The sequence below is a fragment of the Niveispirillum fermenti genome, from assembly GCF_052474395.1.
Window position 1 is genome coordinate 691,983 of the sequence record NZ_CP156679.1, and the last position, 12,917, is coordinate 704,899.

Here is a 12,917-nt window from a genome sequence, read left to right on the forward strand (position 1 = left end):
TCGTTCCTGTCTTGGTGTCAGGATCAGCCTTCGGCCAGCAGCCGCCGGGCGATGATCACGCGCATGATCTCGTTCGTACCTTCCAGTATCTGGTGGACGCGCAGGTCGCGCAGGATGCGTTCCACCGGATATTCACGGATGTACCCGTAACCGCCGTGAAGCTGAAGCGCATCATTGGCAACCTTGAAGCCCGCATCGGTGGCAAAGCGCTTTGCCATGGCACAGTAAAGGCTGGCATCGGGGTCGCCGGCATCCAGCTTCACGGCCGCCCGATGCACCATCAGGCGGGCCGCTTCCAGCTCCGTCGCCATATCCGCGAACTTGAACTGGAGTGCCTGGAAATCGCTGAGCTTGCGGCCGAACTGCTGGCGCACGGCCATGTGCGCCCGCGCCGCATCCAGACAGGCCCGCGCGCCGCCCAGCGAGCAGGAGGCGATGTTCAGCCGGCCGCCATCCAGCCCTTTCATGGCGATCTTGAAGCCGTCCCCCTCCCCGCCCAGCCGGTTCGACACAGGCACCCGGCAATCCTCAAAGATGACCTGGGCAGTGGGCTGGCTGTTCCAGCCCATCTTCTTTTCCTGCTTGCCGAAGGACAGGCCGGGCGTCCCCTTCTCCACCACCAGGCATGAGATGCCCTTGGGGCCAGCCCCGCCGGTGCGGACCATGACCACATAGATGTCCGACGCACCGCCACCGGAAATGAAGGCCTTGGAGCCGTTCAGCACGTAATGGTCACCATCCCGGTCCGCCCTGGTGCGCAGCGACGCGGCGTCGGAGCCGGCGCCCGGCTCGGTCAGGCAATAGCTGGCGAAGGACGCCATGCTGAACAGGCCCGGCAACCATCTCGCCTTCTGGTCCTCGTCACCGAAGGTGTCGATCATCCAGGCGGCCATGTTATGGATGGAGATATAGGCGGCGGTCGATGGACAGGCCGCCGACAGTTCCTCGAACAGGATGCTGGCATCCAGCCGGCCAAGGCCCGTGCCGCCATGGGCCTCGCTGCTATAGATGCCGGCGAAACCCAACTCTGCCGCCATGCGCAGCGTATCGATGGGGAAATGGTGATGTTCGTCCCATTCGGCGGCATGGGGGGCCATATATTCGGCCGCAAAGCCGCGGGCCAGGTCCTGGATGGCGCGTTGATCCTCGGTCAGGTCGAAATCCATCGCGGGCGATCCTGTCTTCTCTTTCAGGAGTTCGGGCATTCCCAAGGGTCAGGATCGCCCAACGGAAAGATGGACGGCACCGCCGGCGGGACCAGGCCCGGCAGCGACACCGCCCCAGTTTGGCGGCTCCCCGGCTGGGAGAGCGGAAAGGAGCCGCATGAACGCGACGCCGCGGTCAGCCCATGGTCGGAATGACGAAGCTGGCGCCCGATCGGATGCCCGACGGCCAGCGCTCCGTCACCGTCTTGGTGCGGGTATAGAAGCGCACGCTGTCCGGGCCATGCTGGTTCAGATCACCGAAGCCCGACCGCTTCCAGCCGCCGAAGGTGTAATAGGCCAGCGGCACGGGAATCGGCACATTGATGCCGACCATACCCACATCGACGCGCGCCGCGAAATCACGTGCCGTGTCACCGTCGCGGGTGAATATGGCAACACCATTGCCATATTCGTGCTCATTGGGCAGGGCCAGGGCCGCCTCATAATCGGGGGCGCGCACGATCGACAGGACGGGGCCGAAGATCTCCTCCTTGTAGATGCGCATGTCCGGCGTGACACGGTCGAATAGGACGCCACCCATATAGAACCCGTTCTCGTAGCCCTGCAGGCGCATCTCGCGGCCATCGACCACCAGTTCGGCCCCTTCCTTGACGCCGATATCAACATAGGACTTGACCTTGTCCAGGTGCTGGCGGGTCACGACGGGGCCGTAATCGGCCTTCTCGTCCGTCGACGGACCGACCTTCAGCGCCCGGACGCGCGGAGCCAGGCGGGAGACCAGCTCGTCCGCCGTCTTCTCGCCGACCGGAACGGCGACGGAAATGGCCATGCAGCGTTCCCCGGCCGACCCGTAGCCGGCACCGATCAGCGCGTCCACCACCTGATCCATGTCGGCATCGGGCATGATCAGGGCATGGTTCTTGGCGCCACCGAAGGCCTGCACGCGCTTGCCGTTGGCGGTGCCGCGCGTATAGATGTATTCACCGATGGGGGTGGAGCCGACAAAGCCGATGGCCTTGATGTCGGGATGGTCCAGGATGGCGTCCACTACCTCCTTGTCACCATTCACGACATTCAGGATGCCCTTGGGCAGCCCGGCCTCATACATCAGTTCCGCCAGCATCAGCGGCACCGACGGATCACGCTCGGACGGCTTCAGGATGAAGGCATTGCCGCAGGCGATGGCCGGCGCGAACTTCCACATCGGGATCATGGCGGGGAAGTTGAACGGCGTGATGCCAGCCACGACCCCCAGCGGCTGCCGCATTGAATACATGTCGATTCCGGGGCCGGCGCCTTCGGTATATTCACCCTTCAGCAGGTGCGGGATGCCGATCGCGAACTCCACCACCTCCAGGCCGCGCTGGATGTCGCCGCGGGCGTCGGGCAGGGTCTTGCCATGTTCCAGTGCCAGCTTCAGGGCCAGTTTCTCATAGTCGCGCTGCAGAAGTTCCAGGAACTTCATGAGGACGCGGGCCCGCTTCTGCGGGTTGGTGGCGGCCCAGCCCGGCTGCGCCGCCCGGGCATTGGCCACGGCCCCGGCCAGTTCCGCGGTGCTGGCCAGCGGAACCTCTGCGGAAATCTCGCCCGTCATGGGCGTGAAGATGGGGGCGAAACGGCCGGACTTGCCCTCGACTCGGGCACCGCCGACGAAATGATACAGCTTCTCGACCAACTGAACCTCCCTGGGTGTTTGGCCTGGACAGTGGCACGTGACGACGCGCACGACAAGGCGCGCATAAACCCATTCCATCGTGCATAAACCCCCACACCGTCCCCGGACATCCCTAAATGGGGATCACCGCAGCAAGAGCTTGGAGGGCAAACATTTCCATCCTTGCGATCCTGTCTCCGCCCCCTTGCCAGAACGGGGCGGAGACGGACCGGGAACCTTGCACATGGGGAGCGGCCATCCTATCCGATTGTCGGATTTTTATGATTCCGTCCAGTTCACATGCGGGGTTTCTACCTGTCGGTTGATATGGAACCAAGGAAGAAAGGTATAGGATATCCGTCAAAAAGTTCGCCTATCGCATCTTCCATGATACTGGAATCGATCGAAACTTTGCGCATGATTACTTAAATTATTTTTTCCTTATATAATTATATTCTTATATTTCTCTAGGATAATGGGATAAATTTCACATACAATCCGATAAAAATCACAAGACGAAAGTATAATTTCTTATAATCCTGGAATGCGCCTTAAAACAACGAATTAAAAATTATTGCCTGCCTTCATCAGTTTTGAAAGTCCCGTTTTGAATATGGGAGCATGCAACCGATGATATTTGATGTTGATCAAGAAATGCGTCTTTTCCTATCGGATAACTTTTCATAAGGTGAGATTATCGCCGGGCAGACGGCACCCGTTGGCAGTGACGGCACAGTGCCGAAAGCGATTGTCCGCAGGCAAATCAACCTGGGTAGGGAGGATACAACCTAACCCTTTGGACGATGCGCCCGGCCTTTCCGGTTAAAATCAATGCTGTATGTTTCTGCCTGACTGTACAAGGATACACAGGGGAGACACGGTCAAGTGCAACATCATGACGGTATCCATCTGCGCATGATGCGGACCTCCCGGGGTATGAGTTTAGCTGCCCTGGCGACATCCGCCGGCCTTTCCAAAAGTGAAATCTCCAAGCTGGAGAACGGGGTCCGGCCCTTTCGGCCCGATCATGTCATCCGGCTGGCCAAGATTTTCGGCGTCGGGCCCATGGAGATGCTGTCTCCGGCCAGTCCGCTGCGCACAATGTTGAGCGACAGCAAGACGGACAGTGAGTTGCCATTGTTCGATGGCCGCGATCTGGCGCGGGAAGGGGCCAATGCGACGGCACGCAGCAGCGTGCCCCGCCCGCCGCAGATGCGCGGGACCACGCAGGCCTATGCCGTGACGGTGGCCGATCTGTCCAACGCACCGGCCCTGGCCATCGGTTCGACATTGCTGGTCGATCCCGACATGCCTGCCAATGTCGGTGATCTGGTCGTCAACCGCGTTTCCTTCGCACCGCTGGCCTTCTATCTGCGCCAGGATGACGAGGGCGGCATCTACGGCATGACGCTGTCACGCCGCCGTGTTGATCTGACCATTGAGGATGTTGAGAAACTCCACCGGGTCATCGGAGTTCTGGTTTCCTCACTGACCTTTTCCCGTGCTTGACGGCCGACCGTACCACGCCGGAAAATCATCGCCGTCGCAGTCAACGGGGTCAATGGAATGGCGGATGGGCCGGGTGGGGTCGGACAGGCGGCGATCGATGCGCTGATGAAGGCGGAGCAGGCGCGTTTCCGGGCGGGCCATCCGCAATCAATGGCCCTGGCGGGCGACGGGGCCGACGGCTTCTATCAGGGCGTTCCCATGCACTGGATGCGGGACTGGCCCCTGCCGTTTCCCCTGATCGTCACGGGTGCCCGCGGCGCCACCCTGACCGATGCCGATGGTCATGAACTGGCCGATTTCTGCCTGGGCGATACCGGGGCAATGTTCGGCCACTCGCCGGCGCCCGTGCGCGATGCCATCCGGGAACAGGCGGAGCGCGGTCTCACCTACATGTTGGCGACCCTGGATGCGCTGGTGGTCGGCCAATTGTTGCGGGAGCGGTTCGGGCTGCCGTTCTGGCAGGTCGCGACGACGGCCACGGATGCCAACCGTTTCGCTCTGCGCGTCGCCCGCGCGGTTACGGGACGGCCGAAAATTCTGGTCTTCAACGGCTGCTACCACGGCACGGTGGACGAGACCTTCGTCCGCCTGATCGACGGCGTTGCCGTCAACCGGCCGGGATTGCTGGGGCAGTTCACCGATCTGACGGCGGACACCAGGATCGTGGAATTCAACGATCTGCCGGCCCTGGAAGCGGCCTTGTCCGGCCGGGACGTGGCCTGCGTCATCACCGAACCGGTACTGACCAATTGCTGTATGGTGCTGCCCGATCCGGATTTCCATGCCGGGCTTCGCCGCGTGACGCGCGAGACCGGTACCTTGCTGCTGATCGACGAGACCCATACGATTTCCACCGGTCCCGGCGGCTATACCCGCGCCCATGGGCTGGAGCCGGACCTTTTCGTGCTGGGCAAGCCCATCGCTGGCGGGGTGCCGGCCAGCGTATGGGGATTCACGGATACCGTGGCGAATGCTTTGGACCGCGTGCGCGCCGATCTGCCGGCCGGCCATTCCGGTATGGGAACCACCTTGTCGGCCAACGCGCTTTCCCTGGCGGCCATGCGTGCCACCCTGGAACAGGTGATGACGGACGGGGCTTATGCCCATATGGAACGGCTGGCCGCCCGCCTGGCCACGGGGCTGACCGCCGCCATCGCACTACGGGGCCTGCCATGGCACGTCGTGCGGGTGGGGGCGCGGGTGGAGTTCATCTGCGCGCCCGGCCCCTTGCGCAACGGAACCGAGGCGGAGGCCGCACATGCCGGCCCGCTGGAACAGGCCATTCATCTGGCACTGCTGAACCGCAATATCCTGATCGCCCCCTTTCACAGCATGATGCTGGTCTGCCCGGCCACAACCGGGGAGCAGGTGGAAGCGCTGATCACCGCTTTCACGGAAGTGATCAGCCTGTTGGCCGGCGAAGGGGAACCGGCATGAGCGCTCCTTTCGACTATGGCGACGAGGCCACCGATTTCCTGGCCCGGCATCCGGAAATCGAGGCCATCGACATTGTGCTGACCGACGCCAACGGCATTGGTCGCGGCAAGATCATCCGTCGGCATGAACTGGCGGGGCTTTACCGCGACGGCCGGCACCTGCCCAGTTCCATCCTGGGCCTGGATGTGACGGGGCAGGATGTGGAGGAAACGGGCCTGGTCTGGTCGGTCGGAGATGCCGATCTGCGGGCCTGGCCCCTGCCCGGCACCCTGGTGCCCCTGCCCGGCACCGAACCGGCGCGCGGACAGGTACTGATCAGTCTTTATCAACTGGACGGGCGCCCCCATGGGGCTGATCCCCGCCATGCGATGGCGGCCCGGCAACGGGCGCTGGTGGCCGATGGACGGCACCCGGCCGGCGCCTTCGAACTGGAATTCTACCTGCTGGACCGGGAAGCCGGTCCGGATGGCAGGCCACGTCCGGCCGCCATGGCGCTGGACGGCCGTCGCCACGACCAGACCCAGGTCTATGGGCTGGATGACCTGGATGGCATGCAGCCTTTCTTCGGGCCGGTCTATGCGGCAGCCAGGGCGCAGGGACTGCCGCTGGAGACGCTGATCGCCGAATATGCGCCGGGCCAGTATGAACTGACCTTGCATTACCGGCACGACCTGCTGCGCGCCGCCGATGATCTGGTGATGTTGAAACGGCTGGTGCGTCTGCTGGCACGGCGCCAGGGGATGATGGCCTGCTTCATGGCCAAGCCGTTTGCGGGGCTGGCAGGATCGGGGATGCACCTGCATGTCTGCCTGAACGACAGGGAAGGCCGGAACCTGTTCGCGGAACCCGATGGACAAGGTCCGCCCGCCGAGATGCTTCGTCATGCCATCGGCGGTCTGGCCGCAACCATGGGCGACGCCATGCTGGTCTTCGCCCCTCACGCCAATTCCTGGCGGCGATATGTCAGCAACCTCTACGCGCCCGTACAGCCAAGCTGGGGCATCAACGACCGGTCCGTCGCCCTGCGTATCCCGGCCGGCCCGGCCGCATCGCGTCGCGTGGAGCACCGGCCGGCCGGTGTGGATGCCAACCCCTATCTGGTGGGGGCGACCGTGCTGGCCGGCATCCGGCATGGCATCGCCCTGTCCGTCGATCCCGGCCCCATGGCGCAAAATGACGGTTTCACCAGCGCCACACCGTTCACCAGCCAGATGCCGGCGGACTGGCGCACGGCCTGGGTCCAGGCCGGACGGTCGGACTTCCTGCGCGAAGCGCTGGGGTCGGACCTGCTGCGCGCTTTCCTGGCGATCAAACAGGCAGAGATCGGCCGTGTGGCTGGAACCATCCCCGATACCGATTACCTACTATATATAAATCACGTCTGATCATCGCTTTATGGTTGATCGGGCGGGCGGGTTGGGGAGATAGTGTGCCTGCACTATTCATCATCGCCTGCCATTGATGCGCCTTGGACTTGTTCTGATCCTTTTCTGCCTGATGATTGGTGCGGTCCGGGCGGAAAGCCCGCCGGCCGGCACACCGACAGCCTGGCTGCCGCCCGTAGGGTCCGCATGGATGCGGGTGGACGGCACGACGGACGGACGCCAACCCGTGGGGGGATTTGGGCTGCGTCCCGTGCGCCCCCTGGTGGCCGGCGTCCGGCAGGGGCGGACAGGGATGCTGGCCGATCTGACCTTCGAACTGCTGCCCCTGGACGAGGACTGGCCGGCCCTGGTGCTGGATGCACGCGGTATCGGTGGAGCCCCGGACGAACAGACGGACAGCTTGTTGCTGGGGCTGGATTTGTCGGGGCTGGAGGTTTCCGCCGGTGTCGGCTGGCATGGTACAGGGGCGAAACGGCCCGTCCTGCATCTGCGCCGGGAATTGCCGATAGAAGGCCGGCTGTGGATTGCCGGGGGTTTGGGCGGCCCGGACGGTCCTGCCGTCACGGCCGGATGGTACCCGCTGCCCGGCCTGTCCCTGCATGGCGGGTGGCAGCGGGACAGGGGTGCGGTGTCGGGCTTCTCCCTGATGCTGGCCGCCGATCGCTTCAACCGTCCCTGGCCGTTTGGAACAGGCAGGCCTGCCACGGGGTCTTCGCCGGCCGCCGCCAGCCCATGGCGGTCATCGGCCGCGCACTTGGCAACGGCCATGCCGGACAATGCGCAGGCACCTGTCACACTGGCCACCCACCGCCTGGGCCTGCCCGGCACGATGGTCACCATACCGGCCCGGGACATCGCCCCCTGGCACGTCCACCGGCGTAGCGGCGCCGAAATCCGCCGGCACGCACGTTTCCAGCGGGCCGGCACACCGTCGCACCTGGACCGGCACTGGGAACTGGTTGTGGATACAAGCCTGGACCTGGAGCCTCCCGGCACCGACCGGCAATGGCCACGGCGCCTGTCTGCCGGCCTGCTGGCCCATATATTGCCCTGGCCCGGCTGGATCGCCACAGCGTCCGGCCGGGCCGGCTGGTCGTCCGGTCTGCCGGCGACGGAAACGACATCAGCCATGGCCGGCAACGGCGACGCCGGCTGTTACCTGCGGCGGCATCTCATGTTGGAAAGGTTGCAACTCGCCCATGCCACTGCGCTGACCCCCGCCTTCGATCTGTTGCTGGAAGCCGGCTATCTTGATGCAATGCATGGCGGGGGTGGCGGAGAACTGCGCCTGCAGCCGCCGACAGCACGCTGGTCCGCCGGTCTGGCGGCGCATCAGGTCTGGAAACGGACACCATCAGATGGTCTCACCCTGGCCCGCGGAAGCCGCCGGCACAGCCTTCACGCCACCCTGGGATGGGACAGCGCCGATGCCGCAACCCGCACGCAATGGCTGGCCGGCCGATATCTCGCCGGCGACTGGGGCGGCGGCCTTATCCTGTCCCACCAGGCAGGAACGGGCGCCGTGCTCGCACTGGAAGCCACGGCGACGACACGGGCCAGCCATCTGGGTCTGACCCTGACATTGCCACTGGGCGGACCGGCGGACGGGATCGACCTGCTGGCACAGATGCGGGTGCGAAGGCTGGCACCGACCGGCGGGGCCCGGCCAGACCGGGTGCTGACCCTGGCCGACCTGCGTCACACCGCAGGCTATGGAAGGCTGATCACGGATTGGGACCGACAATTCCGTCCCTGATCAGGCCGCCTTCTTCAATGGCAGACTGTCATGCAGCGGCCGGGCCGTGATGGGCAGCATGGCGATGGCATCCAGTCCGCCATCCGACCGGTTGACCAGCCGGACATCGCCGCCATGGCCGCGGATCACAGACCGCGCGATGGACAGCCCCAGCCCGACCCCGCCCGTGCGGCGGTTGCGGGAGGATTCCAGCCGCACGAAGGGTTCGAATACCCGCTCCATCTCCGCTTCGGGGATGCCGGGACCATGGTCGGACACCACGATCTCGGCATGTGGCCCGACCACCCGGACCGACACCTGCGCATCACCGCCATAGGCCAGGGCGTTTTCGATGAGATTGCGCACGGCGCGGCGCAGGCTGCCCGTCCGGCAGACAACCGGCAGGCGCGCCGCGGGAGAGAACGCAACGGGGCGGCCGACATCGGTGAAATCGTCGCAAACACTTTCCACCAGGGAGGTGAGGTCGGCCCGTACCGCCTCCTCCCCCAACTCCTCCCGCGTGAAGGACAAGGTCGCCTCTACCGTGCTGCGCAGTTCGTCGAGGGTTTCCAGCATGCGGGCCTTGGTCTCGCCTTCCTCCAGCAACTCCACGCGCAGGCGCAGGTTGGTGATGGGCGTGCGCAGGTCGTGGCTGACCGCAGCCAGGATGCGGGTGCGGTCATCCACGAAGCGACGGATACGCTCGCCCATCGCATTGAAGGCGTGGGTGACGCGCCGTACCTCTTCCGGTCCGCGGCCGGCATCCAGAATGGTCACCGTCTCCCCCCGACCCAGCCGGTCGGCACTGTCGGCCAGTTGGCGCAAGGGACGGGAAATGCGGCGGGAGATATAGAAGGCCGCCGCGGCCACCATCAGGATGGAGGAAATCAGCCCCAGCGTAGCCGTGGTGCTCCACACTGTCGGTTGCACCATGCGGCGGTTGATGGCGTTCAACCATTGGCCATCGGGAAGCTGAATGGCGAATTTCATGCCCATGGCAACGGGATCGATCGCAGCCCAGGGATTGTGCAGGAAACCGGGATCGGCATTTTCCGACCGGTACCAGATCTTCAGCCGGACCTGGCCCTCCTCCAGCCCCAGCAGGTCGCGCAGGCGCGCCCTGGCGGCCTCCACCTGCTGCGGGTCGCTGCCGACATAGTCGGCGCGCACGGCCGGCTTGTCCTCCAGCATGAAGCGGGTCTCCGTCGTGCCCAGGGCCGACAGGGCATTCGCCCGGTGTTCGGCCGGCAGGCTGGCCATCACGCGCGTGGTGGCCGCCACTCGGAGCAGCATTTCCTCCACATGCGTGCGCCTCACCGCGGCGGCGCGGTCGTCAAGCGACACCGTCCAACTGCCGAGCTTGCCCATCAGCACGGCCGCAATCAGCAGCGCCACCATATGGGTGAACAGGCTGCGCGGCCGCAGCAGGAACCGGAAACCACGCATCATGAGCCCCGGACCTCCGTCGCCAGGCAATATCCCCCGCCCCACACCGTCTTGATCAGGGTCGGGTTGCGGGGGTCGGGCTCGATCTTGCGACGCAGGCGGCTGACCTGGTTGTCGATCGACCGGTCGAACACATCGGCTTCCCGGCCCTTGGTCAGGTCCAGCAACTGTTCCCGCGTTAGGACCATGTTGGGATGGCGAACGAACGCCTCCAGCAGCGAGAATTCCGCCGTGGACAATGACACGACGACCCCGTCGGCCCCGGTCAGTTCCCGCCGGCCGAGATCCAGCACCCAGCCATCGAAGGTCAGCCGCCGTTCCTCTGCCCGGCGCCGGGCGACATTGACTGGCAGGCTGTGGCTGCGCCGCAGCACGGCGCGGACACGGGCCAGCAATTCCCGCGGCTCGAACGGCTTGGTCACGTAATCGTCGGCACCCATTTCCAGACCGACGATACGGTCCGTCGGCTCCCCGATCGCCGTCAGGAAGATGACGGGCGTATCCGTTGTCTCCCGGATATGGCGGAACAGGGAAAGGCCATCCTCTCCCGGCATCATCACGTCCAGCACGATAAGGTCCGCCGCGCAGGCCCGCAGACGGCGGCGAGCGGTCGCCGCATCCTCCGCCGCGGTCACGCGCATGCCGTGCTTTTCCAGAAAGCGCGTCAGGGTTTCGCGGATGTCGCGATGGTCATCGACCAGCACGATATGGGGGGACTCGACGGGAAGCATTCTCTTATCAGCGGCAACATGACGGATCGGGGCAAGTGCGATCTCACCTTCGCATGGGGCCGGCCCGACCGGAAGCACAGGTTGGTATCAAAGTGTATCAAGGCGCGTTCCACCGGATGGCTTGACCGTCGGGGTGTCGCGCATTGAAAATGGCACCTTGCCAACTTCCTGAAAGCACGTGTCCCTTCCCATGTCCGCGAAATCGACCCCGGCGGTGATGGCCCTGAAGATGGCGGGCGTGGCCCACCGGCTGCTGGAATATGATTATGATCCCGATGCCGATGCCATTGGCATGGCGGCAGCGGCGGCGCTGGGCGTGGACCCCGCCACCCTGTTCAAGACACTGGTCACGGATGTCGAGGGGGCGGGCCTGGTGTGCTGCGTCATCCCCTCCCCCGCGCGGCTGGACCTGAAGGCCGTGGCTGGCGCCGCTGGCGGCAAGCGTGCCGCTCTGGCCGATCCCCGGCACGCGGAAAAGATATCCGGTTACGTGATCGGCGGCATCAGCCCGCTGGGCATGCGCCGCCGGCTGCCGACCCTGATCGACCGCAGCGCCGAAACCCTGCCGGAAATGATCATGAATGGCGGGCGGCGTGGCCTGCAGATCGCCGCTGCCCCGGCCGACATCGTGCGCGTCCTGTCGGCGCGACTGGCTGCCATTACCGCCCGGTGAACTTTCGGTCTAGGACCTGCTGTATCTATATTGATGGTGCTCACTACCGCCCCTGTCTGACTTGCATATACAAGTCTGTCGTAACACCTTGTCAGACAAGATTTGCAAGGAGGCGGAATGGACCAGGGTACGGTAGGTGGTTTAACCGAGGTCGTCGGCCGTGAAGGTTCACGGCTGTCGGCCCTGCATCGATATGATATCCTTGACACACCGCCAGAGCCGCAGTTCGACCGCATCGTGTCCATGGCTTCGCGGATGACGGGTGCCCCCATAAGCCTTCTGAGCCTGATCGCCGAAGACAGGCAGTGGTTCAAGGCCCAGGAAGGACTCGGCAGTACGCAGACACCACGCTCGCTTGCCTTTTGTGACCATGCCATCCGGCATCGCGGCGTCATGGTGGTAAAGGATGCGCTGACCGATGCGCGTTTTGCGGACCATCCGATGGTGACCGGCACCCCGAACATTCGCTTCTATGCCGGTGCCCCCCTGATCACGCGCGATGGACACGTCCTGGGTACGCTGTGCATCATCGACCGGCAGCCGCGCGCGCTTTCAGTGCGTGAGGAGGGGTTCCTGCTGGATCTGGCCGCCATAGCCATGGATGAGCTTGAGTTGCGCCTCGCCAACCGGGAACTGGCGGCGCTGGCCCGCACGGATCCGCTGACGGGATGTTTCAATCGCCGCACCTTTCTGACCCTGGCGGAACGGGAGATCGGGCGCCTTCAGCGGGCGGGCAATGATCTTGCGGTGATGCTGCTGGACATCGACCATTTCAAGCGGGTGAATGACCACAATGGTCACGAAGCCGGCGACCATGTGCTCAGCGCCTTTGCCCGGCGGATAAGTGACACGGTGCGTGTACAGGACATATTTGCCCGCCTGGGCGGCGAGGAATTCGGTCTGATCATGCCCGACACAAATCTGACCGCCGCACAGCAAACCGCAGAACGGCTTCGCGAGGCAGTGATGGCAACACCGGTGGAAACCGGCAGCCTGTCCATCCCCGTGACTGTCAGTATTGGCGTCGCTCAGGTGAAAAAAGGAGAAAGAAGCATCGACATCGCCATGCGTCGCGCCGATTGCGCCCTGTACCTTGCCAAGCTGGAAGGCAGGAACCTCGTGCGTACACATATTTGACACCCCGCTGCATTGATCAGAACCTGTTGCTCTGATCAATGCAG

10 protein-coding genes are annotated in these 12,917 nt (G+C 64.3%); 6 read left to right on the plus strand and 4 right to left on the minus strand.

What is annotated here, in order from left to right:
* Window positions 1-23 precede the first annotated feature (23 nt).
* A complete protein-coding gene (locus ABC728_RS07345; protein WP_416617794.1) occupies window positions 24-1,166 on the minus strand; it encodes an isobutyryl-CoA dehydrogenase in 1,143 nt (380 codons plus the stop codon).
* A 175-nt stretch (window positions 1,167-1,341) separates the two neighbouring features.
* Complete coding sequence (locus tag ABC728_RS07350; RefSeq protein WP_416617795.1) at window positions 1,342-2,841, minus strand: CoA-acylating methylmalonate-semialdehyde dehydrogenase; 1,500 nt, start codon at window positions 2,839-2,841, stop codon at window positions 1,342-1,344.
* Between the two features lie 915 nt (window positions 2,842-3,756).
* On the opposite strand from ABC728_RS07350, the gene ABC728_RS07355 reads away from it, so the two are divergent.
* From ABC728_RS07355 to ABC728_RS07370, 4 genes are all read left to right on the plus strand, one after another.
* Entirely contained in the window at window positions 3,757-4,329 is a 573-nt protein-coding gene (locus ABC728_RS07355) for a helix-turn-helix domain-containing protein (protein ID WP_445376332.1), read from the plus strand.
* Window positions 4,330-4,386: 57 nt separating this feature from the next.
* A complete protein-coding gene (locus ABC728_RS07360; protein ID WP_416617797.1) occupies window positions 4,387-5,766 on the plus strand; it encodes an aspartate aminotransferase family protein in 1,380 nt (459 codons plus the stop codon).
* Window positions 5,763-7,151, plus strand: coding sequence for a glutamine synthetase family protein (locus ABC728_RS07365; RefSeq protein ID WP_416617798.1), 1,389 nt, complete (start codon window positions 5,763-5,765; stop codon window positions 7,149-7,151). The genes ABC728_RS07360 and ABC728_RS07365 overlap by 4 nt, the downstream gene beginning before the upstream one ends.
* 112 nt (window positions 7,152-7,263) lie before the next feature.
* Window positions 7,264-8,907: a YjbH domain-containing protein gene (locus ABC728_RS07370; protein WP_416617799.1), complete on the plus strand. Its 1,644-nt coding sequence runs from the start codon at window positions 7,264-7,266 to the stop codon at window positions 8,905-8,907.
* Here ABC728_RS07370 and ABC728_RS07375 read toward each other — a convergent pair whose 3' ends face one another.
* Both ABC728_RS07375 and ABC728_RS07380 read right to left on the minus strand, forming a co-directional pair.
* Window positions 8,908-10,335 carry an ATP-binding protein gene (locus tag ABC728_RS07375; protein ID WP_416617800.1) on the minus strand — a complete coding sequence of 476 codons (1,428 nt, stop codon included), beginning with the start codon at window positions 10,333-10,335 and terminating at the stop codon, window positions 8,908-8,910.
* Window positions 10,332-11,063 (minus strand): response regulator, encoded by a 732-nt coding sequence (locus tag ABC728_RS07380; protein ID WP_416617801.1) that lies wholly within the window; start codon window positions 11,061-11,063, stop codon window positions 10,332-10,334. The genes ABC728_RS07375 and ABC728_RS07380 overlap by 4 nt, the downstream gene beginning before the upstream one ends.
* A gap of 190 nt (window positions 11,064-11,253) precedes the next feature.
* Between ABC728_RS07380 and ybaK the strand changes: the two genes are divergently transcribed.
* Both ybaK and ABC728_RS07390 read left to right on the plus strand, forming a co-directional pair.
* Window positions 11,254-11,736 (plus strand): Cys-tRNA(Pro) deacylase, encoded by a 483-nt coding sequence (gene ybaK / locus ABC728_RS07385; protein WP_416617802.1) that lies wholly within the window; start codon window positions 11,254-11,256, stop codon window positions 11,734-11,736.
* A 117-nt stretch (window positions 11,737-11,853) separates the two neighbouring features.
* Window positions 11,854-12,873: a GGDEF domain-containing protein gene (locus ABC728_RS07390; RefSeq protein WP_416617803.1), complete on the plus strand. Its 1,020-nt coding sequence runs from the start codon at window positions 11,854-11,856 to the stop codon at window positions 12,871-12,873.
* Window positions 12,874-12,917 lie beyond the last annotated feature (44 nt).

Excerpts from the sequence above, each read along its gene's own strand:
- ABC728_RS07375 (WP_416617800.1), bottom strand. The coding sequence starts at position 10,335 with ATGATGCGTGGTTTCCGGTTCCTGCTGCGGCCGCGCAGCCTGTTCACC.
- ABC728_RS07355 (WP_445376332.1), top strand. The coding sequence starts at position 3,757 with ATGAGTTTAGCTGCCCTGGCGACATCCGCCGGCCTTTCCAAAAGTGAA.
- ABC728_RS07360 (WP_416617797.1), top strand. The coding sequence starts at position 4,387 with ATGGCGGATGGGCCGGGTGGGGTCGGACAGGCGGCGATCGATGCGCTG.
- ybaK (WP_416617802.1), top strand. The coding sequence starts at position 11,254 with ATGTCCGCGAAATCGACCCCGGCGGTGATGGCCCTGAAGATGGCGGGC.
- ABC728_RS07380 (WP_416617801.1), bottom strand. The coding sequence starts at position 11,063 with ATGCTTCCCGTCGAGTCCCCCCATATCGTGCTGGTCGATGACCATCGC.
- ABC728_RS07345 (WP_416617794.1), bottom strand. The coding sequence starts at position 1,166 with ATGGATTTCGACCTGACCGAGGATCAACGCGCCATCCAGGACCTGGCC.
- ABC728_RS07390 (WP_416617803.1), top strand. The coding sequence starts at position 11,854 with ATGGACCAGGGTACGGTAGGTGGTTTAACCGAGGTCGTCGGCCGTGAA.
- ABC728_RS07365 (WP_416617798.1), top strand. The coding sequence starts at position 5,763 with ATGAGCGCTCCTTTCGACTATGGCGACGAGGCCACCGATTTCCTGGCC.
- ABC728_RS07370 (WP_416617799.1), top strand. The coding sequence starts at position 7,264 with ATGATTGGTGCGGTCCGGGCGGAAAGCCCGCCGGCCGGCACACCGACA.